Raw genomic sequence first — 24863 nt, forward strand, 5'->3', positions numbered from 1 at the left:
GTCCCCTAAAATAGCCAGAGACCATCTCAATGATTGGCGCACCTATGAACGCTCTCTGGCAACACCTGACATTATCGACGCTGTCGTTTGAGCAGTGGCGTAGTGCCAGTTATCTGAATCGCTTGCTGAGTCCACTACGACGTTGGCGGCAGAGTAGTTTTATGCTGCGGTGGGGCGATTTACTGGGAGCCGTTTTGGTGAGCCTGGTGTTTGCGATCGCCCCGTTTGTTTCAGACGACAAGAGTTCGCTTGCGGTCTTGCTCGTTGCCTGCGCTGGCTTCTGGGTGCTATTAACCGTGTCCGATGAGGATGCAACTGAGGTGCGAGCCGCGATCGATCCTCAAACAGAGCCGCGATCGCTCCAGCGCTTTTGGCATGATGTTACCAGTCCCGGTCGCTCGTCTCCATTGGCGACACCGATTCATTTTCTGGTCGTGCTGTATTGGGGGATTTCAGCCGCAGCAACTGCTTTGTCTCCGGTTAAACGAGCGGCATTTACAGGGTTGAGCAAGCTGACGCTCTACCTGATTTTATTTGCGCTGATGGCAAGGGTGCTGCGATCGCCCCGCGTCCGTTCGTGGGTGATTGGGATCTATTTACATGCGGCGCTGCTAGTCAGTTGTTATGGCATCCAGCAGAAAATCTCTGGGGTTGCCGCTCTCGCAACCTGGGTTGATCCGACCTCTCCTTCTGCCAAGGAACCGCGCGTTTACAGCTATTTGGGCAATCCGAATTTGCTGGCTGCGTATCTGCTGCCAGCGATCGCGCTGAGCATCGTTGCCGTCTTTGCTTGGCGACGGTGGGGACCGAAACTTCTGGCGATGACAATGGTTGTTGTGAACGCGACTTGCCTTTACTACACAGGTAGTAGAGGTGGATGGATTGGCTTTGCCGTCATGATGCTCGTGCTCTTAGCGTTGCTGTTCCATTGGTGGAGTGTGGCTTTACCGCGCTTTTGGCGCACGCTAGCGTTGCCTCTTGGCTTGGGAACTATCGCCGCCGTGATTGTCTTAGCGGTTCTGGTCGTAGCGCCACTCCGCGATCGCTTCAGCACCATTTTCGTGGGACGCAACGACAGCAGCAATAACTTCCGCATCAATGTCTGGACAGCCGTCATCCAGATGATCCAAGACCGACCGATTCTAGGCATTGGTCCGGGTAACGTCGCCTTCAACAGCATCTACCCGCGCTACCAGCGCCCTCGCTTTAGTGCCCTCAGCGCTTACTCCATTCCGCTCGAAATTGCGGTTGAAACTGGCATTATCGGTCTCACCTGTTTTGTTTGGCTCTTGCTGGTCACGTTTAATCTTGGTTGGAGCCAACTACAGCGGTTGCGGACAGTGAGAAATCAGGATGGCTTCTGGCTCATGGGCGCGATCGCTACCCTCGTTGGATTGCTCGGTCACGGGTTGGTAGATACCGTCTGGTACCGTCCCCAGGTCAATACTCTTTGGTGGTTGATGATTGCTCTCATTGCGAGCTACTACAATCGAGCCGATGAACCGCAGGAAGAGGTATAGAGGACTAACGTAAGCGCGATCGCTTAGAAGTTCTTCAGTGCGCGCTGCATGGTACGCTGATCTTCTCGTTTCTTGATATCTTCGCGCTTGTCGTGCAGCTTTTTGCCCCGTACCAGTGCCAGATCAACCTTCACCCAGCCGCGCTTCATGTACATTTTGAGCGGCACCAGCGTTAGCCCTTGCTGCTCGACCTTGCCGATGAGCTTGCGGATTTCTTCGCGGTGCAGCAACAGCTTGCGGGTACGAGTGGGTTCGTGGTTAAAGGTCTGACTGGCTGTTTGGTGCGGCGAAACGTGCACATTCAGCAGCAGAATCTCACCATTGCGAATGAGCGCAAAGCCATCGCGCAGGTTGACTTTACCTGCGCGAATGGATTTAACCTCCGTGCCCATCAGTTCGATGCCTGCCTCGTAGGTTTCGAGAATTTCGTAGAGATAGCGAGCCTGACGGTTATCGCTGACAATTTTATAGCTAGTACTGTTATCGCCCATACCTTTCACTCTAGCGCTTCAGGTGACGGTCTGCTACCCGTTTGAGGAACAAAAAGGGTTGCTTGACGGTCGTTTAAGTTCACAGGCAGATCATTCAGGGCATGTTTAAGTAAGACACTGAATCACCTTTGCTTTAGATAGCCATCATTGCCTGCCGCTGATCCGTCAGTTTGACTCTTTCGCTCTGTTTGTGCGTTCCAAATGAGCCGACGATCGGTTACTTTTTTGAAAGATGTCACTGCTTAGCCTTGCTGCTAACGTGCCAGCCAGGGTAAGTATGAGGCGAACCGTTTCTCGATCGATGACTTTAATTCTTCTCACTGCCACCATCTAGCCATGCTGAAGCTCTCTGAATCATTCTTTCGCCGCTCCTGGGTCTATCCGCTACTCTCGGTTGCTGTCGCTCTGGGTATATGGTTTGGTCAACCGCTGCTGGTGCGTGCCTTTTCGTTAGGCGACATCATCCGCGTGATTCCGAGTGGCATACAGGTCATCCAGCTTGCCAATTTGTCTGACCAGCAGGAAGTGGCGATCGGCAAGCAGATGAACGAGCAAACGATCACACGCCAGTTTCGACTTTATCGCGGCGCTGAGCTTAATCAGTATGTGAATCAGATTGGTCAACGGTTGGCGGCGCAGAGCGGACGGACGCAAATTCCTTACACGTACCAAATTGTGGATGATAAGAGCGTCAACGCCTTTGCAACGATGGGTGGCTTTGTTTATGTGACTACTGGGCTGATGAAGACAGCCGATAATGAGGCACAGCTTGCCAGCGTGATTGGGCACGAGACGGGGCATATTGTCCGGCGACATCTGGTGAACCAATTAAAAGAAGAAGCAACATTACAGGGTGTCGCAACACTTGCTAAAGTAAACAACAACACGATCGTGAACCTGGGGACAACCCTAGCGCTCAGTCGCCCACATAGCCGCAATGCAGAATTTGAAGCAGACCAGGCAGGTATGAATATGCTGGGACGAGCGGGCTATGCTCAGTCGGCAGCACCCGCATTTATGAGCAAGCTGCTAAAGCAATCTGCCACACCGACGTTCTTGAGTACTCACCCAGCAACGGCTGACCGTGTGGCTCGCCTGAAACAAGCAGTTAACCCTACGATGGCAAACGGAGCGGGGCTGGATAGCGCTGCGTACAAAGCACGGCTGCGATCGCTATCGTAGATTGCTTTAGCCTATACCCACCGCGTTTGGACGCTCAGCCAGCACAAAGGGCACAATCAACTCAGCCAGTTCGGCAGCGTACTTTTGCGGCAGGGCATGATCGGCGTTGGGGATGACTGCCAGTTGTGCACCTGGAATTTCGTTGGCATACGTTTGCGAGTGCCACAGAGGAATCGTCTCGTCACGATCGCCGGTTATCACCAGCGTTGGCACTTGTAGACGATAGATATCTTTCTCCACTGTGTCGATCGCGTCTTCGGGGCGCAGGCGATCGAGCAAAAAGGAGCAGGCAGCGGGCTGTGCCATCAGTTCGCGTCGAAACCAGGCGATTTGCTCTACGGCTGAGCGTTGACCAATACTGGCGGCGATCGGCTTTGCCAAATTTAGTGCCCAATCCACAGCCGGAGTGCGCCAAAGTAAAGGGCGAAGATGGTCGTAACGTCCACAAAAGCTATCGTCTCGAATGCCCGCCGGAGCCGCCAGCAGCAACCCTTTGACTGTCTCTGGATATGCCAGAGCATAGGCTGCCCCCACCCATCCACCAAACGAATGCCCCAGAATGTAGCACGACTCGAGGCTAAGCGCTGCCAAAACCTGGTGGACAAAGGCAACTTCTTGAGCAATGTCATACCGAATGGAGGGCTTTGCAGAATCGCCAAAGCCCAACAAGTCTAGACTGATGCAACGAACGTGAGCGCTCAACCGCCCCATCAGCGGTAACCAGTTGGTTGCATCACCTAAAAACCCATGCAGCATCAAGAGCGGAGTGCCATCTCCCTGCTCCAGGTAAGCAGCCAAGTAAGGGGTTTGACCGGGTAATACAGCCGATCGCAGGTTGAGAAGCTGCTTTTCAATCAATTACGTATGCACCATGAGATATTGACCATTCCCATTATATTCACCGTCAGACGTTGCAAAAATTGTCCCCAACAGCAGCATGTAAAAGCGCCACATGCGACGAAACTTGGCGTAATCCATACCATAATCTAAATGCTTGACCGTTTCTTGGCTGCTGTCAAAGCGCTGTAGCCAGGTCATAGCGGTCTGATGGTAATTCGTACCATTGATGTACCATCGTTGAACTGTTTTAAGATCCTGATTATGGTTAGGAACTGCATCGTAATTCCAGTAACGACCGTTGGGAAAAATGTACTTGTGCGTGAAACCAGATGAAAAATTGTTCGGAATACGCACAGTAATGATGTGAATAAAAACCTTGCCGCCACTTCTAAGCAGTGATGCTAGCTTTTGAAAGGCTTGTGTCAGATTGCCAACATGGCAAAAAACACCGATCGAGAGAATCTTGTCAAATTTTTCTGGAAACTGAGCATCGTTCAAATCACCCTCGTACAGTGTAAAGCGACCTGAACTCAAGTAGCTTTCAGGGTCTTGCATTTTGCGACGCATGTATTCACATTGCTCATGGCTTAAGTTCAGCCCCGTAAAACGCACATTTGGAAACTTAGAAAGGATGTAGTTAGGCACACAGCCCCAACCGCAACCAAAATCCAGGATATGATCGCCATCTTCAATGCCTAAGCGATTAATTACCTGATCGATCATGTGTTTTTGAGATTCTTCCAAATCGACGGCACCGTTTTCCCATAAACCCATGCTGTATTTAGGATAAATGAGCTTCCAATCTCCCAGCATTTGGTTAAGCATTGCTTGGGGTAGGTCGTACTGAACTTTCATCAGTTCCCGTGAACCTTCAGCAATCCGATTGGTCTCATTTAAGACCCATTCATAGGGAGCCAGCACACCAGGGGCGTGTTTGAATAAGACAGGCATAGAGGCATGAATCGACCTTTGCAGTAGTGAATCCGGTATTTCCAAACCGTTGATGTAGGCTTCTGCAAGTGCCATGTGAGACGCATTGAGCACTCTAGCCATGCTACGAGTTACTTTGTAGCCGAGCTGACTTTTTTGAGCGAAATCTGTCGTTAGAGGGATGTCTCTTGGAATATTTTGTAGCTCAGGAGCGGTCTTCATACTGAACCTCCAATTAGCTCTGAACAGACTATTACGCTACTACAAAAAGAAAAAATTTCTCACGTTCTTTAGGATTTAAAACAAAGCTACACTTGATTGAATTCAAGAGGATATATGACTGTACCGACCGACCAAGCATTAACTCATCAATCGGTATATGCCAAAAAGCTGCGCCCTCTTTTACCACCAGAAGCATTTTTCCCAGATGCCAGCAAAGCGGTGATTCTGTGCATCAATCTGGCGATCCTGGTGTTGGGTTGGGCGATCGCTGACAAACTCGATCGCTGGGATATCCGTCTTTTGTGGCTTTATCTGCCGTTAGCCCTAATCATGGGGAATAGCGTTGCTGTTCTGGCATTTAGCTGCCACGACCTTATGCATGGCACTGTAGCTCGAAATCACCGCTTGATCGGTGTGCTCAGCCTCTTGGGGCAAACAATACTATGGATGCCGCCGACACTGTGGAAACTATTACATAATCGAGTGCACCACAATACGACAAATTCTCTCAGTGATCCTGACCGTAATTATTTACACACTCAGCCCAAAACTTGGGGAAAATGGCTGCAAAACTTATGCTTTCCCTCCTTTGAAGTTCATCCGATCGGTTTAGTTGTTGGCATGGCGGCAGCCTGGGGCTTTTATGCGTTCCGCAACTTGACTTCGGTACTTTTGTTTAATCGTGAAACAGTTGATTACCTTCCTGCCGCCTTTAAAGTTAAAGCAAAAGAACGGCTAGCGATCGCAGGCGAGTTTCTGGTGATCTTAGTGTTGCATTTGGGCATTTTGTCCTATCTTCAATTTAGCCTCGTGAAAATTGTTATGAGCTATCTGCTGCCGATTTGGGTTGGCTATAGCATTATGATTTTCTACATTTACACTCAGCATTTGGTTTGTCCTCTGACAGCCGTTAACGATCCGCTTGTTAATAGTGTTTCGCTCCGGGTGCCAAAGATCGTTGATCGGCTGCATTTGAATTTTTCTTACCATGCCGAACACCACATTTTCCCAAGTATCAACTCCGATTATTACCCAGCCGTGAGAGAGCTATTGCAAATTTACTACCCCGATCGCATGCACTACATACTGGATGCGAGAGAGGCTTGGCGGTTTTTGTTAGCAACACCCCGACACTATCAGGATGAAACGACTCTGACAAACTGGTCAGGGAAAGCTTCAATTGCCTGCCTCTTAAATTTACCGACACTCTAAAATTGCGTCAAACTAGAAGTGGTAGGCTTCCACTGCTACTGTGCATTAGATGCATCTGCCTTAGCAGCTAAGGACGCAAAACCTAGTTTGACCATTCTTATGATTGAAATCCTGGCTGTGCTCTCTGCTTCCGCAGCAGGAGGGATGAGGATTGCGCTCCCGTTGCTGCTCATTGGGTTGCTGTATGGAGGCAGTTTGTGGTCACGAGTGCCGCTGCTGTCACATCTTTCGCCGCCCGTGGTTTTAGGTGTGTTGGTCAGTTGGTCGCTGGTAGAAATTTTTGCCTCTAAAGATCGTCTGGGGCAGCGATCGCTGCATATTATTCAACTCCTCTTTAGCCCCTTGGTCGGCGCGATTATGGGTATGGCGGTTGCACAGGCTGCTGGCATTCCGACCTGGTTAGTGTGGCTGTTGGGCGGCATTGGTGGGCTGGTTGCCCTGGTTTTGCAACTGGTTCAGGTGGGCTGGTTTTACCGTCTGAAGCAAATTCCGCTCTGGGTTGTCTTCGCGCAAGATGCACTCTGCTTTGTACTGGTTCTGTTTGCGCTAGACGCACCTCGGCAGGGCGGTTTAATCGCTTTGCTGTTGCTTTGGTTAGCGATTCGGAGTTCTAAAGAGTGGCGGCGCTGGTATTTGGAGCAAACGGAGGGGCACGATCGCCACAACCCAAGACGCTACAAACGAGACCCAGATTGATGCGGGAGAGGAGCGAGGTGTGAGGGGCGAGGTGTTAATTTTGACGACTGACTGCACTGTTAACATTTTGCCGTCTTCTTTCCCGCTTAGGAATGAGAATGGGAGCATGTCATCTTTGCCGATTCCGAACTGCCCTCATCCCCTAACCCCTTCTCCCAAAGGGGGAGAAGGGGAACCGAACCGGATTGAAGTCCCTCTCCCAAAAAGGGAGAGGGATTTAGGGTGAGGGCGCAAAAGTGACATGCTCCCAATGAGAATTAAATAAGATCGGCTTTTGTAGGATGTGTATAGCCTTTGGCATGGCTTCGCTAAAGGTGATAGCCGTAACGCATCACAACCCCCGGAAGCGATGCGTTACGCTGCGCTTTTCTGGGATGCCGGAACGGCTTTACACATCCTACGCAAGCATCCGGTTTTATTAAATCCACGATCCTTAGAACTCCAGCACAAAGTCAAGAATGTGTGTTCGATCCCAAAACGATCGCCCCAGGTAGATGCCAGGTGCAATTTGTCGAATTTCGTCGCGGATTTTTTGGGCAATGAATGACGTTGTACTGTAGTCCAAAATGATTGCGTCCTTCCCATCAATCCAGCTAACGCCCAGATAGACCTGTGCCTTCACCAGCTTCAGCCCAAACGGTAGCACTTTGTTCAGCAGCGATCCCTGGTCTTGGTTAAAGCCTTTTCCTTGCCAAACCAGCGACTTAGCGATGGCAGCAAGCCATTGGTTGGCTTTTGATCCAGGAGCCAAAATAAGGGTTCCCTTGCTGTCGCCGTTGGGGCACTGACCAACAGCACTCCGTCGATAGAGCGTGTCCAATTCGGCTTTTGTCAAAGTCATCAAGGTTGCTGTCTTCATCAGTCTTTTCCATGTTTTATGAGCTTTATGAGCGTCGTACGAGCGAGTCACCCGTTTGCACGTCAAACCAATGCATTGCTTCGGGTAAAACAGTCAGCGACAACTCTCGGTTTGCCCAGCGATCGGGAGCCAGCAGTAGCCGCAGAACGATCGGTTCACCTTGAGCGTTGGGCACTTTGATACTGACAAGATTGTGCATCCCCAGGTTTTCCACGAGAAACACCTGTCCTTTGAAGAGTGGGGTTTCCGTCTCGGCAAGGCGCACATTCTCCGGGCGCATACCCAGCACAATTTGGGGCGGTGCGGTCGGCAGATCAGGTAGCGGCAGTTTGAAGTCTCCCAATAGCGCACAGTTACCCTGGCAGGGAAGCGTGAATAGATTCATTTGAGGGCTACCGACAAAACCCGCAACAAACTGATTTGCCGGACGATTGTAGATTTGCTCTGGTGCGTCTAGCTGTTGGAGATAGCCGTTGTTTAACACGGCAACCTGAGTAGAAAGCGTCATTGCTTCCGTTTGGTCATGCGTAACGTAGACTACGGGTGCATTTTGCGATAGGAAGATTTGCTTCAAGTCGGCTCGTACATGCTCTCGCAGGAGTGCATCCAGGTTGCTGAGTGGTTCGTCTAGCAGAAACACATCCGATCGCCGCACCAGTGCCCGACCAACGGCAACGCGCTGACGCTGTCCACCCGAAAGCTGTCCGGGTTTGCGCTGCATCAGGTCGTCTAACCCCAGCACCCGCGATACTTCGGTAACACGCTGCTCAATTTCATCAGCAGGCACTTTTTTCAGCTTCAAGCCAGCACACAGGTTTTCATACACGTTCATGTGTGGATAGAGGGCGTAGCTTTGAAACACCATCGCAATGTTGCGATCGCCCGGTCGTTTGTTAGTGATATCGCGATCGCCAATAAGCACCTGTCCCCGTGTGGGTTGTTCCAAACCCGCAATCATCCGTAAAATCGTCGATTTCCCACAGCCAGACGGTCCCAGTAAACTCAGTACTTCACCATCTTCAACGGTCAGACTAATGTCTTTAACGGGGATCACTTTGGGAGTGAATGTTTTGTTAAGGTTTCTGAGTTCAAGTCGAGACATGGGGGAAAGGATAAAGGATAAGGGATGAAGGATAAAAAGCGTTTTAGCCTTTAGCTTTTAGCCTTTTACGGCTCCTGCCGTCAGCCCTTGCACAATCTGGCGCTGAAAGATGAGAACAAGGATGACAAGGGGGATGGTGCCAACGACGGTAGCAGCAGCGATCGGTCCGTAGGGAATCTCAAACACAGAGGCACCACCAATTTGAGCAGAAGCAACGGGGATGGTCTTCATTGTTTCTTCAGTGATGAAGGTGAGTGCAAAAATGAATTCATTCCAGGCAAAAATGAAGGTAAGAATGCCAGTAGTCACAAGGGCAGGTAAGGTGATCGGCATCACAATTTGTACAAGCATTTGTAGCGTACTGTAGCCATCGACTCTGGCGGCATCTTCTAAGTCTTTGGGCAACTGTTCGTAGAAGCTCCGCATGACTAGAATGGTGAGTGGTAAGTTAATCGCCGTATAAGGAATGATCAACGCCAAATAGTTATTGCCCAGCCGAAGTACTTGAATTATTTCTAGCAGTCCCTGAAGCAGCAGAATGCCAGGAAAGAGTGTGATTAAAAGGATACCTGCCTGAATAATTTTGCCGCCCAACGGACGTAAGCGAGCGAGGGCGTAGGCAGCGGGTGAACCGATCGCCAAACACGCGATCGTCGAAATAAATGACACCACAAAGCTGTTGAGAATATAGCGCCAAAACGGACGACGACTAAAAATTTCGATGTAATGATTGAGCGTCAGCCGTGTTGGAAGATACACATTCGGTACGGCTGAAATGTCCTCATTCACTTTGAATGAAGTCAGTACTTGCCAGAGGATCGGCGCAAGGCAAAAGATCGCAATCGCTACCACTGCTGCCCAAAAGAAAACGCTGCCGATCGAGAAGGACGTTTTCGATCGAGTCGGTTGGGTTGGTGAAGTGCCGTTCAGTATCGTAGCCATACGCTATAAAGCTCCTGATGTGCGAGAACGATACCGGATGATCAACGAACTGCCCAACGCTACAGCGATAACAAGCAGCAGAAATGTAACCACAATCAGCGCCGAACCATAGCCGAAATCTAAATACCGCATGGCGTTGGAGTAAATGTAAAGCGCCACAACCTCTGTTGCGCCACCGGGTCCACCACCCGTCATCACCTGCACCAAATCGAAGATGCCAAACGCCTGAGCAAAGCGAAAGAGCGCTGCAATAATGATTTGGGGCAACAGCATTGGCAGCGTGATCCGCCAAAAGCTCTGCCAGCGGTTAGCACCTTCTAGCGCATAGGCTTCGTAAAGATCGCCTGGAATAGACTGTAGCCCTGCCAGCAGTAGCAAACTGATGAACGGTGTCGCTTTCCAAACGTCTGCAAAAATGAGCGCGATCGTGGCTGTGAACGGTTCACCCAGCCAGTTCACACCGTCTTGCGCCAGTCCCAACCGCAGCAAAATATCATTGGCAATGCCGTATTGATCGTTGAAAATCCAGCGCCAACCGAGGGCAATCAGGGCAGTTGGCAGTGCCCAGGGAATAATGGCGATCGTCCGCAGCACATTCCGTCCCCGAAACGATTCGTTTAGCACCAATGCAATGCCCATGCCCAGGATCAGTTCCAGCACCACAGAAATGATCGTAAACCGCACTGTGACCCAAAACGTCTGCCAAAAATGTCCGTCTCCTGCAATCCGAATATAGTTATCAAAGCCCGTGAAGACAGGCTTGAGTCCAGTGCCAAGGTTTTGAGCAAAGAACCCTAACCAGAGCGATCGCCCGATCGGATACGCAAACACCAGCAGCAGCACCAACACTGCTGGCAGGATCAGATACAAGCCAGTCCATTGTTCGCGCGATCGCAGGGTTCTTGTTTTAGTGGGTGGCATAGAGCGGGAGTAGGGAGTAGGAGTGGGGAGTGGGGAGTGGGGAGTGGGAAGGAGTTTTGAGTTGATCCTGACCGCTGACCGCTGACTGCTGACCGCTGACTGCCAACAACTAGCAACTAAAAACCAACCACTTCTATGCCGCGTTTACTTTGCCAGCCTGTAACAGTCGTCGAGTTTCATCCGCCGCTGCTTTCATCGCTTCTTCTGGCGATCGCTGTTGGGTCAAGGAGGCACTCAGATAGCGCTGTAAAATATCTGACGCTTGAGCATATTGGGCAACGGGAGGACGCAGCACTGCCTTATTCACCACGTTAAGCAGTTCGGGATAGTGACTGTACCGACCAACAATATCTGGATCATTAAAAAGCGCTTTTCGACTGGGGACATAGCCCGCTTCCTGAATAAAGCTTTTTTGGGCATCGGCGCTGGTCAAGAAGCGAATAGCGGTCAGGGCTTCTTTCGGATGTTTTGAGGTTTTGGCAATGCCCAAACCCCACCCACCCAGGCAAGAACCACCGGGATGTCCCGGTGTGCCCAAGAGCGGCATGATGCCAATTTTGCCCTTGATTGGTGATTTGTCGGCATTTGCCAGGGTCCAAACGTAGGGCCAACTGCGAAGAAACACCGCTTGACCACTTTGAAAAATCTGGCGAGTATCTTCTTCAATGTAGTTGGTCACTCCGGGCGGAGAGATGCCCTGATCGACCGTGCTGCGAAGAAACTTGACGGCTTGAATGGCTTCTGGGCGATCGAGTCCCACGTCTAGCGTTTCAGGGTTGACCCAAAAGCCACCGAAGCCTTGAAGCACCTCTACAAACATGGCAGCAGAGCCTTCATATTGCTGCCCTTGCCAAATGTAGCCCCAACGCGCTGCCCCCTGTTGCTGGATTGCTTTGGAACTTTTGACCAGATCTTCAAACGTTTTCGGTGGCTCAAGCCCTGCTTTTGCCAACAAATCTTTGCGGTAGTAGAGTACGCCTGCATCCGATCGCACAGGCAAGCGATAAAGCCGATCTTTGTATTTACCACCGTCGACATCAGCAGTAGAAAAGACGGCTAAATCCTGTTCTGAAAATTTATCGGTGAGATCCAGAAGCCATCCCGCTCCAGCAAATTTGGGTGTCCAAATGACATCCATATTAATCAGATCATAGGGAGAATCACCTAAGAGAAAAGCAGAGGTATAAAGGTCTTCAATCAAGTTCGTTTGATTAGGTCCTTCGACAATTTGTAATCGAATGCCGGGGTTTTGCTCTTCAAACGCTTTGACCATCACCTTGTTCCACGGAGGCACATCGGGAGAGGTCATTAACAGTTTTAGTGTCACAGGCTGCGATAGTGCGGGCACTATAATCAGCAGCGCACCCAGGCTGAAAGCACAGAGTAAGCAAATGCGACGAAACCAAGCGGACTGCTGCCACTGCTGCCTAAGCGATCGCTGAAGAGAAGCAAAAAAAATCATAAGCAAACGATTGGCAAATAATGTTAGTCAAGGCTATTGAGCACTACTTCATTGCAATCAAATCAAGGCTAGTTTCTGCAATCGATTCGTAGTCAGTACTCAAAGCAAGTATGAATCAATGGACATAGAATGAAGACAGTATAGTGCTTCGGTAATAAAAAAACTCTCTATTGCTTACGCTGAGAGATTACTAAAATAACTAATAGGTATAGTTTTCTCAAAGTATAATATGGATCGTAAAGCTACGGAAAACCTCCCTTCGGTGATTAACTCAGCGCTCCAGTTTATTTAAGAGGCTGTTTGAAAAGTGTTTGGCGGTTAAAACCGCGACTACATCAACAAAGTCCGCCTGCGCGGACTACCTCAGCACGAGGGTTTTGGAACCTGCGTAGGCAGGTTTTGTGCGTGTAGCCGCGACTTCAGTCGCCAGAGCTACACGCATCTGGACTTTTAAAACATCCTCTAAGCGTATTTAGCCGATACTGGCGATCGTATCAGCAATGCTCACGCGCTCCAAACCTTCGATTGCCAGACGATGTGTCGGTAAAAGCCCTAGCATATTGACAGAGATTGTGTTGCCAAAAACGTTTTGTGGATTTTGTAAAAAGTTGTCTACGTTATAAATTGGTGGACAGTGCCAGTACAGTTCATAGCCGATCGCTACGAGATATTGAATGAGCGCAGTTGCTTTGTCCTGACGATCGTTCTCAATGTACAAAATGGGTTGACAGCGCTGAATCGTTTCAGTTGCGCCTTGAAGTACCTGTAGCTCCATGCCTTCCACATCAATTTTGAGAAGGTGGCACTGTGGTAAAGCGAAGCTATCGAGTGTAGCAATCTGGATCTGCTCTCCAACCGCCTGCGTTTCAGCAGCATTGTGACTGAGACTCACACCACCGTAGTTATTGAGTTGGTGATAGTCGAGTATGGGAATCTGGGCAAAACCGGGAGCTTCACCAAGCCCGATCGCATAGGCATGAACATTCGTAAGGCTATTCAATGCAAGGTTGGCGCAAAGCGTTTGAAACACAATGCGCTGTGGCTCGATCGCCAATACACGACCCTGAGAACCCACCGCTTTCGCAAAAAAGACGGTATGAGTACCAATATTCGCGCCCACTTCTACTACCGTGTCGCCCGATCGAATCAGCGGTTGGAACAGTGCCACTTCTCCTTCGCTCCACTCGCCATACAGTTCGAGCGATCGACCGATGTACAGATCATTTTGGTTGTAGAGGAACGTACCATGACGGCAGGCTTTGAGTTGATTGAAACCATTAGTGGTGTGGGGTATGGGGTGTGGGGTGTGGGGTGTAGAGGAGGGTTTTGCGCTTTGACTTGTAAGAGAAGAGAGATGATTCTGACTGCTGACTGCTGGCTTCATTTCTCTGCGTCTCTGCGCCTCTGCGGTTACTCCTAACCCCTCACCTTGCTCCAATACCGATCGCAACGCCTCTGCAACTTCCTCAAAAACCCCATCCCAATCACCCTCTTGCGCTTGCCGAAACAGACGCATAGTGGGGTACCAGGGTGTGTCATCGCGATCGCGCAGCCAACGCCAATCAGCAACGTTTGCCAGCAGCGTCCAAACAGGCTTACCGAGCGCACCCGCAAGATGGGCAACGGCTGTATCAACGCTAATCACCAGATCCAGTTGGGCGATCGCGGCGGCAGTATCAGCAAAATCCTGCAACTGTTCATGCAACTGTACGATTGGATGTGCCTCAAGCAGCGCTAAATCCGCTTCAGTGGGATTTTTTTGCAGGCTGTAGAGTGCCACGCCCGAAAGATTCAGGAGAGACAGAAAACGTTCTAGCCCACACGATCGCTTACCGCTGGTAGAACTGTCTGGATTCGCTGCCCACACAATGCCAATTTTGAAGGGTGTAGGGTGTGGGGTTTGGAGTGTGAGACAGTCAGCAGCGATCGGTAGATGAAAGTCGCTGGATGGGGTAAGGTAGGGCACGTCACTGGGAATCGTTTCTAGTGTGGTTCCCAGCAGCAGTGGTAAATCCAGTAACGGTGCGTGAACATGCGTCTGGACATCGACATTGGCGCGATCGACACAGCGATCGATGCCTGGAATCGTGTTGAGCAACCGTAGCAGCGGTTTTTGGCAAGCAATCACCACATGCCCGCCTCGTTGAGCAACCAGGCTGGCATACCGCGCAAACTGAATCGTATCGCCATAGCCTTGCTCTGCGGTCAGCAAAATGACCTTACCATTCAAGTCTGAACCGTCCCACAACGCATTCGGGTAGCGTAGAGAGGCACACTGCCGATTCTGCCAGCGCCAGTGATATTCTTCAAAGCCCTGCTTGAGGTCGCCCAACAGCAGTAGCACAATGCCCAGGTTCAAATGGGCGTTGGCGTGATTGGGCTTGTAATAAATTGCCTGTTTGTAGTATTCGATCGCCGTCCCAAAGTCTCCTCGATCGACTAAACCGCTGGCATAGTTATTGTGGGCATCTGCATGATCAGGCTGAAGTTGAATCGCTTGTAGGCAACTGGCGATCGCTTCATCAACGCGTCCCTGTGCCTGAAGTGCCGATCCTAGATTGTTATAGGCATTGGCAAGATTCGGATCAAGCGCCAGCGCTCGTCGATAGGAGGCGATCGCCGCTTCAACCTTGCCCTGTTCTTGCAGTACCGTGCCCAGATTATCGTGAGCGCTGGCATACTCTGGATTGAGCGCAAGCGCCTGCTGGTAATAGGTTGCGGCTTCTTCTAACTTGCCCTGCTTTTGGAGTGCAGTGCCCAAGTTGTTGTAACTGCTGAAGCTGTCTGGCTTGAGAGCGATCGCCCGTTCGTAATGCTCAATTGCCTGCTCCACCTGTCCGTGATGAAACAGTGCGACTCCTAACCCATTCAGCGCGTTGACATGATTAGGATTGAGCACTACTGCTTGCTGATAGTGAGCGATCGCGTCCTCCAGTTTGCCCTGCTTATACAGCGCCATTGCCAGATTGTTGTGTGCCGCACCATAATTGGGCGCAAGCGCGATGACCTGCTGATAGTGAGCGATCGCCTGATCAATCTGCCCAATCTGACTTAGAATCACGCCCAGATTGTAATGCGTCTCCGGCTGATCTGGTTTCAACGCGACTGCCTGCTGTTGATGTTCAAGCCCCTCTTGCACTCGCCCCAGACGACACAGCAGCGTTCCCAAATTGCTATGTACTTCTGCACTCGGTTGTAAGCTCAGCAAGCGATCGTAATAAGCGATGCTTTCTTCCGGTCTACCCAACTGATCCACAATGAGCGCCAGCCAAGTCAGCGCCGCAATCTGCTCTGGGTCTTGCTTCAGCATTTGACGGTAAAGCGTTTCTGCTTCAGCTAGCTGCCCCGCTTGATAGCACTGATGCGCAGCAATGAGTTGACTAACCGTGAGATCTGAAGGGGGTAATGACATAGAAACAAAGGGGGCAGGGGGGCGGCAGCTGGGGAAGTTTTGAGTTAAAGCTTCTGATTCTTGGCTTCTAACTGCTAACAACTAAAAACTAATAACCAACAACTTTCCCTAACCTTCCCCTTACACCAGCGGAAAGAACACCCGAAAATAGGCTGAGAGTATCGCGCTGCCCCAAAAGACGACGATCGCGGCACCCAACGCTAAAAAGGGACCAAATGGCATTGCTTGCCGACGATCGAGCCAGCCCAAGGCGATCGCACCACCACCAGCAAAAGCACCGATCGCGCAGGCAAGAAAACCAGCCAGCAGCAGATATTTCCAACCCAGCCATGCGCCCATCATGGCAGCGAGTTTGGCATCTCCTGCGCCCATTGCTGCCTGCCCCAGAAGCATGGAGCCAGCAAGCGCAATGATATCCAGCAGCCACAGCCCGACGACCGCACCTAAAATGCCGTGCATCAATTGTGTCAAAGCCTCTGTAAAACTGGCGCTGATCGAAAAGCCGATGATCGCTTGAAAGACCAGACCGATCGCTAACCCAGATTGCGTCAGCGGATTTGGCAACGTCATCGTATCCAGGTCAATGAGCGACAGTGCCAGCAGCCAGCTCAAAAAAGCCCAGTAGCCAATGGTCTGCCACGACCAGCCAAACGCCCAGAAGGTAGCGATAAACAAAATTCCTGCCATTCCTTCTATCAGAGGATAGCGGGCAGAGATCGAATTTTTGCAGTGCCGACAGCGCCCCTTGAGCAGCAGCCAGCCCAAAACTGGAACATTCTCACGCTTGCCGAGTCGATGCAAACACTTAGGGCAGCGTGACGGCGGATGCACCAGCGACAACCCTGCAGGTAACCGATAGATCACCACATTCAAGAAGCTACCGATCGATGCTCCTAGAATGAAAACCGCGATCGTCGCAGACAGCTCAAATAAAAGATCCATGAAAAACAAGGGTTAGGGGAGGCATCGGCAATACTGAGCTGACAATGCTTAAGTTACCCTATGGGCACAGAAAAATTGTTGTTGATCAATGAAGGATCAGCATAAATCCCCGACTTCTGAACCAGGTTCAACGAATGCCTCAGAGTTTGACAAAGAAGTCGGAGCTTTGGCACCCACCGATCGCGCCCCTATACCCTACACCCCAACCCCCCAACTCCTAATACATCTCCGACTCAATCTGACTAAACGGCACAAAGCATTCTTGAGGCAAGAGAACAGGCTTACCCGAAAAAATCAGCTTGCCCCGATGGGTGAAGCGATTGATTGCCACTCCAAGCGGGCGCTGAATCAAACCGGGATGCACTTCATAGTAGGTCGTGTAAATGACCCGCGCTGAACGAATCAGAGCGGGGTCTAGTAACGCCGTAAAGTCCGAGTCATCCACCCTGCTTTGATTTTGTCGTTGCGAAGCGTATACCACCGTTTTGCCTCTTCGTTTTTGCTGACTTTAGTATATCTGTACGTTCTTGGGAAGGGTAGCCTTCAAATTTAGGGCTTGTTAAAAAATAAGCTCGTGGTTTGAGGGAGCGCTCAGCCGTCAGACTATCAGCAACGACCATTGCCTTCATCGCTGATCGCTGAATGCTAATTGCTTAACAACTCTGCCGCCTGAGACTACCGAAACCTCGTAAAAGTATACTCAGGTTCGACGAGATGGAGCCGATCGCGTCAATTCTTTACAAAACTACACTTCATGAAGCGCCTGAATCAGCGCCTCACCCATTGCCTGACAGCCTAACAGCGTCATACCTTCAGACATGATATCGCCCGTGCGGTAGCCGTTATCCAGCACGGTTAGCACTGCCTGTTCAAGGCGATCGGCGGCAGTAGGTTGCTTTAAGCCGTAGCGCAACATCATCGCCGCACTCAAAATCTGTGCCAGAGGATTTGCCTTGTCCTGACCAGCAATATCGGGTGCCGAACCGTGTACTGGCTCAAAGACACCGGGACCTGATGCGCCCAAACTGGCAGATGGCAACATCCCGATGCTTCCGGTCAACATTGCCGCTGCGTCGGAGAGAATATCGCCAAACAAGTTGCTGGTAACAATCGTGTCAAACTGTTTGGGGTAACGCACTAGCTGCATCGCGGCATTATCGACGTACATGTGGGAGAGTTCTACGTCGGGGTATTCGGGTGCAAGGGCAGTGATGCGATCGCGCCACAGTTGCGACACTTCCAGCACGTTTGCCTTATCCACCGAGCAAAGGCTCTTCCCTCGCTTCTGAGCCGTTTCAAAGCCCACACGACCGATGCGATCGATCTCCGATTCGGTGTATGCCATCGTGTTCACACCGCGCCTTTCCCCCGTCTCTGTCTCAAAAATGCCTTTAGGTTGACCAAAATAAACGCCACCTGTCAACTCCCGCACGACTAGAATATCTACCCCTTCAACAATTTCGCGCTTCAGGCTAGAAGCATCAACCAACTGGGGCAGAATTTTGGCGGGACGCAAATTGGCAAATAACCCCAACCCTGCCCGCAGCCCCAGCAAGCCTGTTTCGGGACGTAGGTGGCGCGGTAAGGTATCCCATTTGTAACCGCCGATCGCGGCTAGCAGCACGGCATCGCTATTCTTACACAGGTCTAACGTCTCAGCGGGAAGGGGTTCGCCTTTTGCGTCGATCGCCGCTCCACCCATCAGCGCCTCCTGAAACTCAAACGACAGATCCAGTTGCTCGCCAATGACTTTCAGCACACCGACAGCCACTGTCATAATTTCGGGACCAATGCCATCGCCAGGAAGAAGCGTAATGCGGTAATGCTGAGTCATAATGTGCCGTGAATTCAAGCGCTAAGTTTTGCCATAACAGCTTTGCCGTAACAGCGTTACTGTGTCACCGCAAAGCAATTGCAACAAGCAGATTGCAGGCTCATTATCATACCGCGAGATGGACATACCACAAGGTAGCAAGCACTGTGACATCAATAAAAGCACACATTGACAGGCACTGTCCCCATGAATGTCTAGAGAAAGAATTCCATCAAATAGTTGTTAGACTGCCCCGATCGGTGGATCGAGTTGGAACACGATCGCAAGCCCTTTACCGTTGTTATGCTGCGTTTAGGAAAAGCGTCAGTGGTGTACCACTGATACAAATGGTTAGCAAACCGCTCCTGTAGACAATGCGTGTGCTACTGCGTGAGGCTAAAGGCGATAGTGGTTTTCCCAGCGTCCGATCCTAACTCCTACCCCTTTCGCTAACCATCATCCGGGTTGATGGGCGCGCCAGAGACTTTTGATGCGGCGGATAGTCTGTCGGGTGCACTGATGTGGAAGTGAGAAACTCCAGGTTAAACCGATAGCCCACATTGCGAACGGTTTGAATCAGGCTCGGTTGACGCGGATCGGTCTCAACTTTTTTGCGGAGCGACAGGATGTGAGTGTCTACCGTGCGGGGATTGTCGATCGCGTCGGGCCACGCTCGTCGCAGCAGTTCCAAACGGCTAAGAGGCAGTCCACCTGCCTGAGCCAGCACATACAGCAGACTAAACTCTTGAGGTGTTAAATCGACCAGATCACCTTTAAACCGCACCCGACGATGGACGAGATCGATCTTCAAGTCGCCATAATCTAGCGATGCGGGGGGTGCAGGCGCTTTGCTGCGTCGAGTCAGTGCCTCCACCCTAGCGAGGAACTCTTGCATTCCAAATGGCTTGGTCAGGTAGTCATCAGCGCCTGCCCGCAGCCCTTCGACAATATCGGTTTCACTGCTGCGAGCAGACAGCATCAAAATCAGTGATTGCTGCTGTTGTTGCAGCCAGCGGCAGAATTCGATGCCACTGCCATCGGGCAGTTCAGAATCCAGAATAATTAGCGTTGGCTGGCGATGCTGAAAGACCTCTCTTGCTTGGTGCAGGTCAGCCGTTTGATGCACCCAATATCCTGCCTGCTGCAAATGCCAACCCAGTAGCGATCGCAGATGCGGATTTGCCTCGACAATTTGAATACAAAAAGCTCCCACGGAGGCTGCATTCCTCAACGACTGTGGTTATAAACTTATCAGAGCCTTCAGTCTGGGTTTGTAATCGGCGCTACCCCTACTGATTCAGCCATTTCAGGAAGCTTGCATACCCTCAACCGGATGCACACTTACGTTTGATCGCTCATTCTGTCTCAGTAACATCGTCTGAGCGAATGCCTGCCAACAGCTCATATAAGGTAGCGAGAGCAGCGTTGTCCAAATCGCCTTTGCCCTGCGCCAGTAGTGCATCCATCAAGGTCGTCACCTGGGCTGAGCCAAGCAGCGGTACGCCCACTTCGCGCCCTGCTTGCAGAACAATATTCATATCCTTGCGGTGCAGGTTTAGTTTGAAGCCTGGTTGAAAATTGCCTTCCAGAATGCGTTTACCATGCACTTCCAGGATGCGACTTTGAGCAAAGCCACCCATTAAGGCATCACGCACTCTGGCGACATCGACCCTTGATTTTTTAGCCAACGTGAGCGCTTCAGCCACTGCCTGCACCGTGAGCGCAACAACAATCTGGTTACACGCCTTTGTCACCTGCCCCGCACCTGCTTCGCCAATGTAGATGATATTCTTACCCATTATCTGCAAGACGGGCAGCGATCGCTGAAACGCCGCTTCATCCCCCCCAACCATGATCGACAGCGTTCCCTGCTGTGCGCCAATATCGCCCCCTGAAACGGGCGCATCCAGAGCATCAACGCCCTTCTCCTTGAGAGCTGTGTACACTTTGCGGGCAGTGGCAGGGGCGATCGTGGACATATCAATATAAAGCAATCCTGGCTTTGCGCCCTCAATGATGCCATTGCTGCCTAATGCCACTGCTTCCACATCCGGTGAATCAGACACGCAGCTAATGACGATATCCGTTTGTTGAGCAACAGTTTTGGGTGACTCTGCCAGCACTGCCCCCTCCACTGCCAACTCATCCATCGCCGAACGGCTACGGTTATAGACGACTAGTGGATAACCCGCCTTGAGCAAATTCTGCGCCATCGGCTTACCCATAATGCCGAGTCCGATAAAGCCAATGCGTTGCATAAGAGAGGTGAGGGGTAAGGAGTGAGGAGTGAGAGGTGGGGAGTAGGGAGTGGGGAGTAGGGAGTGGGGAGTAGGGGGTGGGAGTGGGCTGAAAGCAAATGACTGAAGGCTCAACCTCCTAACTTCTGCCTTCTGCCTTCTACCTCTTCGCGGAAGTGAGATGTGAGGTGTGAGGAGTATTGGCTTCTGCCCTCTGCCTTCTGCCCTCTGCCTTCTGCCTTCTGCCTTCTGCCTTCTGCCCTCTGCCTTCTGCCCTCACCGCCATCAAATGAGCTGAGATCGTACTACAGGTCGTGCTTGCTTAAGCGTTGATAGACAGTAGCAAGCGCATTCGCATCACCAACGTTGCCGGGGAAGAGAACGACGGGCAGATCTGGAAACTGTGGATGATTTGAGGGCGATCGCACCATTGAAACGCCTGCCAGCACTTGCCCCAACAAACGTGCGGTTCTCAGAGCCAAACCGTTGCTAAGGGTATCGTTAGAGGTAATACCACCTTTGCTGATCAGGAAGCCAATATCGTTGGGTAGGTGACGGATGATGTCCATGAGCAGGGCAGAAACGGCTTCGCCAAAGTCCAAGCGAGTTTGCATGTTGTCAAAGGTGAGTTCACGGCGACTGGTATACACAACAGGCGTTTTGCCTGCGGTATGAGCCGCATTCACCTGTTGGATGGCTTCTGTGAGCAGGTGCGATCGCGCCTCACCAGCATCTAACAAGCGAGCCACCTCTAGCTCAACGCCAACAATACCAGGCTGTGCCAGCAGTTGCTCTAGCTGTTCGGTTGTTTTCTGGACGTGCGACCCAACGATAATGGCACCAGGTTTGCCGTTGCGGACGTAGTTTGCCATTGCTTCAGGGGCGATCGGCTGTGGTGGTAACGCTGCCAACGCCGTTAACAAACTGGCAGCACTGCGAAAGAGAAACCGTTTGCCCTGCGATGCGGCGGTCAGCACATCGGCAGCAAAGCGATTCAGGTCGTCCTGGGTCTCTGCGTCGACGACACCGCACTGATTGTCATGGAGTTGCAGCAGGCGATCGAGCGCTCCCGCACGAATGTCTTTCAACAAAAATCGCTCCACGCGATCGGCAGCGATCGTGCCTCTCGTCTTCTCTTGCACGTAGTCGGGCAAATAGCTGTGGTGATAGCCAAACACCGAATCACGCGCAAACTCCGTTTCATGCACCGGAGTATCAACCCCGTTTACCTTGAGGTAATGGATACTGTCTCTCGTGGTGCGTCCCCCTTCAAAAAAGGCAGGCGTGAGAAAATGGGCATCAAAGGAACCAAGTGACTCAGCAATGACATCGGTTTCGATCGGATAATGTCCACGCAGAGTAGAGTCCGATCGACTGACGACCAGAAAATCGTGGATATTTTCGAGGGCGATCGCCTCCTTCAGATTGTGGCAAACCTCCCGCGTCACCGCTGCCGCTTTTTCAGGTGACAACGCGCGTGTATTCGTCAGCACGAAAAAAATCGGCGCATCGTCCGCCAAGCCTAATCGGAGCGTCTCGACATCCCACTGCATGAGCAACAGGCAACTGTGAACCGTTTGCGACCCGGTTGGATCGTCGTCCAGGACAATAATCTTGGGTTGGTTGGGCATGATTGGCGTGGGCGGAATTTGGTGTTAGCCAATTATCACGCGAGTTGGGGAGTAGTGATGAAGGGTGAAGGAGAAAGTAGAATGTGGAGCATACGTTTGCTGGACAGCTTGAACTGTTGAGACGGATCATACATAAAGGAATTGGGGGAGTTAAAGCACACCACGTTTGGGTAAGCACTGCGATAAAACGTGATGAAATTTGACTGGGACGAAAATAAAGCAGTCAGCAATTTATCAAAGCATGGAGTTCGATTTGAAGAAGCGAAGACTATTTTCGATGATCCACTCTACGTTGACTTCTACGATCCTGACCACTCCGACGAGGAAGAGCGTTATCTTATGATTGGAGAGTCAAGCCAAGGACGTTTGTTGATTGTTTCCTACACGGAGAAAGGCGATTCCATCCGTCTTATTAGTGCCAGAGAAGTAACCCGATCCGAGCGAGAAGCGTATGAAGAAGGATAATCCAGATGTGGAAGATGAACTTCGATCAGAATACGACCTGAAGAGTTTGAGAGTTAGAAGGTTAGGGGCTGGACGAAAAAGCTTCAATGGGACAGTCATTCGTCTGGAACCTGATGTAGCAGCGCTCTTTCCGAATGCCGATGCAGTCAATGAGGCACTACGGTTCTTGATCAGAGTGACACAAGAAAATCAGTTGCCCGACTCCAAACCGCCGCTCGATCGATCGATTGAGGTGGACTGAGGGAGAGCTCGTGTGGGTGCTGATTCTAACAGCCATGCAACAAAATCGTTAGCGTTAGGAACAGCAGATGACGATCGGCATTTGGGTGCTAGGTGATCAACTTTGGGCAGGACAAGCAGCGCTACAGAGCTGCACTGACCACAAACAAGCGACTCCAGTGATCTTGATTGAGTCGCTGCATCATGTTCAAGCGCGACCGTACCATTTGCAAAAACTGGTGCTGGTGTGGTCTGCCATGCGTCATTTTGCGGCAGAACTGCGGGAGTCGGGATGGTCAGTGGCTTACGAGCAGGCAGACGATTTTCAGACACCGCTAAAACAGTGGATTGAAACGCAGCAGATCACAGAACTGCGGGTGATGGTGCCGAACGATCGCCCCTTTGCCCGTCTGATTCAAGCGCTCAAACTCCCCTGTACGATCACTCTTGTATCCAACAATCACTTCATCTGGAGTGAGGACGATTTTAGAGCATGGGCGGGCGATCGCAAACGTCTGGTGATGGAAGACTTCTATCGTGAAGGTCGTCGTCGCTGCAATCTTCTCATGGCAGGCAAACAACCTGTTGGCGGTCGCTGGAACTTTGACCAAGAAAACCGCAAACCGCCAAAAGGCAAACTGTCGCTGCCGGAAGCGCTCTGGTTTGAACCCGATGCCATCACGCAGGACGTGATCGATTGGATTAAACAGAGCAGCCACTTTCAAGCGAGTCAGCAGTACTGGCAAAGCGAACCGTTTCAATGGGCAGTGACGCGTGAGCAGGCGCTTCAGGTATTGCATTTTTTCATCACAATGCGCCTCTCTGATTTTGGTCCGTATCAGGATGCCATGGTGACAGGCGAAGTGACGATGTGGCACGCGATGCTGTCACCCTATCTTAATCTTGGACTCTTGCAGCCGATCGAAGTCATAGAAGCCGCCGAACGAGCCTATCTCGAACACCAGGAGACCTGGAGCCTTAGCAGCGTCGAAGGGTTCATACGACAAGTCTTGGGCTGGCGAGAGTACATGCACGGCATTTACAGCTACATGAGTGACGACTACCCAGAGCGCAACTGGTTCAACCATACCCAATCGCTACCAGACTTTTACTGGACTGGCGAGACACCGATGAACTGTCTGCATCAGATTCTCATGCAGGTCAAAGAAAACGGCTATGCTCACCACATTCAACGCCTGATGGTATTAAACAACTTTGCACTGATTGCGGGCATTTCACCCCAGGCGATCGAACACTGGTTTCATGCCGCTTTCGTGGATGCCTATGACTGGGTGATGCAAACCAACGTGATTGGCATGGGGCAGTTTGCCGATGGGGGGGTGCTGGCATCCAAACCCTATGCTGCGTCCGCCAACTATGTCAACAAAATGAGCGACTACTGCGGCAAGTGCGCCTACAACCCCAAAGCGCGCACAGGTGAAAACGCCTGCCCCTTCAATTTTTTCTACTGGGACTTTCTCGATCGCCACCGCGCCAAACTCACGTCTCAGGGACGCATGAGCTTCATCCTCAAAAATCTGGACAAGATGCCACCGGAGGAGTTACAGGCGATTCGACAGGAGGCGATCGCATGGCATGAGGGTATGAAATCAGATCATGCTTAAACCAATAGAGATTTATGCAGAAGAGATCCCCCAACCCCCTTAAGAAGGGGGCTTCTAGAGTTCCCCCTTCTTAAGGGGGCGAAGGGGGATCAAGGTTTCAAGCTTCAAGTGCGTAAGTTCTAAACCGATCGTCCCTGGGT

General features: G+C 51.2%; 22 protein-coding genes. 7 read left to right on the forward strand and 15 right to left on the reverse strand.

Translation table 11 applies throughout. The annotated features are described in order from the left end of the window. The first annotated feature begins 44 nt into the window (after positions 1-44). A complete protein-coding gene (locus tag AC5JO6_RS19745; protein ID WP_496082815.1) occupies positions 45-1520 on the forward strand; it encodes an IctB family putative bicarbonate transporter in 1476 nt (491 codons plus the stop codon). 23 nt (positions 1521-1543) lie between these two features. On the opposite strand, the gene smpB is transcribed toward AC5JO6_RS19745, so the two are convergent. Continuing rightward, a complete protein-coding gene (gene smpB / locus AC5JO6_RS19750) occupies positions 1544-2011 on the reverse strand; it encodes an SsrA-binding protein SmpB (RefSeq protein ID WP_496082758.1) in 468 nt (155 codons plus the stop codon). A gap of 336 nt (positions 2012-2347) precedes the next feature. Here smpB and AC5JO6_RS19755 point away from each other — a divergent pair, with 336 nt between their 5' ends. Then, positions 2348-3193 carry a M48 family metallopeptidase gene (locus AC5JO6_RS19755; RefSeq protein WP_496082759.1) on the forward strand — a complete coding sequence of 282 codons (846 nt, stop codon included), beginning with the start codon at positions 2348-2350 and terminating at the stop codon, positions 3191-3193. A gap of 6 nt (positions 3194-3199) precedes the next feature. Here AC5JO6_RS19755 and AC5JO6_RS19760 read toward each other — a convergent pair whose 3' ends face one another. Then, positions 3200-4051, reverse strand: a complete 852-nt coding sequence (locus AC5JO6_RS19760) for an alpha/beta fold hydrolase (RefSeq protein WP_496082760.1) — start codon at positions 4049-4051, stop codon at positions 3200-3202. Next, on the reverse strand, positions 4052-5185 hold the full coding sequence (locus AC5JO6_RS19765; protein ID WP_496082761.1) for an SAM-dependent methyltransferase: 1134 nt from the start codon (positions 5183-5185) through the stop codon (positions 4052-4054). 114 nt (positions 5186-5299) lie between these two features. Between AC5JO6_RS19765 and AC5JO6_RS19770 the strand changes: the two genes are divergently transcribed. Both AC5JO6_RS19770 and AC5JO6_RS19775 read left to right on the forward strand, forming a co-directional pair. Then, on the forward strand, positions 5300-6397 hold the full coding sequence (locus AC5JO6_RS19770) for a fatty acid desaturase family protein (protein WP_496082762.1): 1098 nt from the start codon (positions 5300-5302) through the stop codon (positions 6395-6397). Positions 6398-6496: 99 nt separating this feature from the next. Further along, positions 6497-7093, forward strand: a complete 597-nt coding sequence (locus tag AC5JO6_RS19775; protein WP_496082763.1) for a DUF4126 domain-containing protein — start codon at positions 6497-6499, stop codon at positions 7091-7093. Between the two features lie 433 nt (positions 7094-7526). On the opposite strand, the gene AC5JO6_RS19780 is transcribed toward AC5JO6_RS19775, so the two are convergent. The 12 genes from AC5JO6_RS19780 to AC5JO6_RS19835 all read right to left on the reverse strand — a co-directional run bounded on the left by AC5JO6_RS19780 (position 7527) and on the right by AC5JO6_RS19835 (position 22414). Next, the gene (locus tag AC5JO6_RS19780) at positions 7527-7952 is read right to left on the reverse strand and encodes a hypothetical protein (protein ID WP_496082764.1); all 426 of its coding nucleotides are present in this window, start codon (positions 7950-7952) and stop codon (positions 7527-7529) included. 25 nt (positions 7953-7977) lie between these two features. After that, positions 7978-9054: an ABC transporter ATP-binding protein gene (locus tag AC5JO6_RS19785; protein WP_496082765.1), complete on the reverse strand. Its 1077-nt coding sequence runs from the start codon at positions 9052-9054 to the stop codon at positions 7978-7980. Between the two features lie 57 nt (positions 9055-9111). Continuing rightward, positions 9112-9996 (reverse strand): carbohydrate ABC transporter permease, encoded by an 885-nt coding sequence (locus AC5JO6_RS19790; RefSeq protein WP_496082766.1) that lies wholly within the window; start codon positions 9994-9996, stop codon positions 9112-9114. 3 nt (positions 9997-9999) lie between these two features. Next, a complete protein-coding gene (locus AC5JO6_RS19795; RefSeq protein WP_496082767.1) occupies positions 10000-10917 on the reverse strand; it encodes a carbohydrate ABC transporter permease in 918 nt (305 codons plus the stop codon). Between the two features lie 133 nt (positions 10918-11050). Then, the gene (locus tag AC5JO6_RS19800) at positions 11051-12379 is read right to left on the reverse strand and encodes an ABC transporter substrate-binding protein (RefSeq protein ID WP_496082768.1); all 1329 of its coding nucleotides are present in this window, start codon (positions 12377-12379) and stop codon (positions 11051-11053) included. Positions 12380-12851: 472 nt separating this feature from the next. Then, positions 12852-15791, reverse strand: a complete 2940-nt coding sequence (locus tag AC5JO6_RS19805) for an FkbM family methyltransferase (RefSeq protein WP_496082769.1) — start codon at positions 15789-15791, stop codon at positions 12852-12854. 120 nt (positions 15792-15911) lie between these two features. Then, positions 15912-16733 (reverse strand): prepilin peptidase, encoded by an 822-nt coding sequence (locus tag AC5JO6_RS19810; protein WP_496082770.1) that lies wholly within the window; start codon positions 16731-16733, stop codon positions 15912-15914. Positions 16734-16950: 217 nt separating this feature from the next. Beyond that, positions 16951-17214 carry a hypothetical protein gene (locus tag AC5JO6_RS19815; RefSeq protein ID WP_496082771.1) on the reverse strand — a complete coding sequence of 88 codons (264 nt, stop codon included), beginning with the start codon at positions 17212-17214 and terminating at the stop codon, positions 16951-16953. A gap of 264 nt (positions 17215-17478) precedes the next feature. Next, the gene (gene leuB, locus AC5JO6_RS19820; protein WP_496082772.1) at positions 17479-18567 is read right to left on the reverse strand and encodes a 3-isopropylmalate dehydrogenase; all 1089 of its coding nucleotides are present in this window, start codon (positions 18565-18567) and stop codon (positions 17479-17481) included. 409 nt (positions 18568-18976) lie between these two features. Next, positions 18977-19759, reverse strand: a complete 783-nt coding sequence (locus tag AC5JO6_RS19825) for a response regulator transcription factor (protein ID WP_496082773.1) — start codon at positions 19757-19759, stop codon at positions 18977-18979. 142 nt (positions 19760-19901) lie between these two features. Beyond that, positions 19902-20804 carry a 2-hydroxy-3-oxopropionate reductase gene (locus tag AC5JO6_RS19830; RefSeq protein WP_496082816.1) on the reverse strand — a complete coding sequence of 301 codons (903 nt, stop codon included), beginning with the start codon at positions 20802-20804 and terminating at the stop codon, positions 19902-19904. Positions 20805-21088: 284 nt separating this feature from the next. Beyond that, on the reverse strand, positions 21089-22414 hold the full coding sequence (locus tag AC5JO6_RS19835; RefSeq protein ID WP_496082774.1) for a four-carbon acid sugar kinase family protein: 1326 nt from the start codon (positions 22412-22414) through the stop codon (positions 21089-21091). A gap of 192 nt (positions 22415-22606) precedes the next feature. Here AC5JO6_RS19835 and AC5JO6_RS19840 point away from each other — a divergent pair, with 192 nt between their 5' ends. The 3 genes from AC5JO6_RS19840 (at position 22607) to AC5JO6_RS19850 (ending at position 24723) form a co-directional block, all read left to right on the forward strand. Then, positions 22607-22879 (forward strand): BrnT family toxin, encoded by a 273-nt coding sequence (locus AC5JO6_RS19840; RefSeq protein ID WP_496082775.1) that lies wholly within the window; start codon positions 22607-22609, stop codon positions 22877-22879. Further along, positions 22866-23120 (forward strand): hypothetical protein, encoded by a 255-nt coding sequence (locus tag AC5JO6_RS19845; protein WP_496082776.1) that lies wholly within the window; start codon positions 22866-22868, stop codon positions 23118-23120. The genes AC5JO6_RS19840 and AC5JO6_RS19845 overlap by 14 nt, the downstream gene beginning before the upstream one ends. Before the next feature lie 67 nt (positions 23121-23187). After that, positions 23188-24723 (forward strand): cryptochrome/photolyase family protein, encoded by a 1536-nt coding sequence (locus AC5JO6_RS19850; RefSeq protein WP_496082777.1) that lies wholly within the window; start codon positions 23188-23190, stop codon positions 24721-24723. Positions 24724-24863: the final 140 nt, after the last annotated feature.

The sequence above is a fragment of the Tildeniella sp. genome, assembly GCF_059505325.1.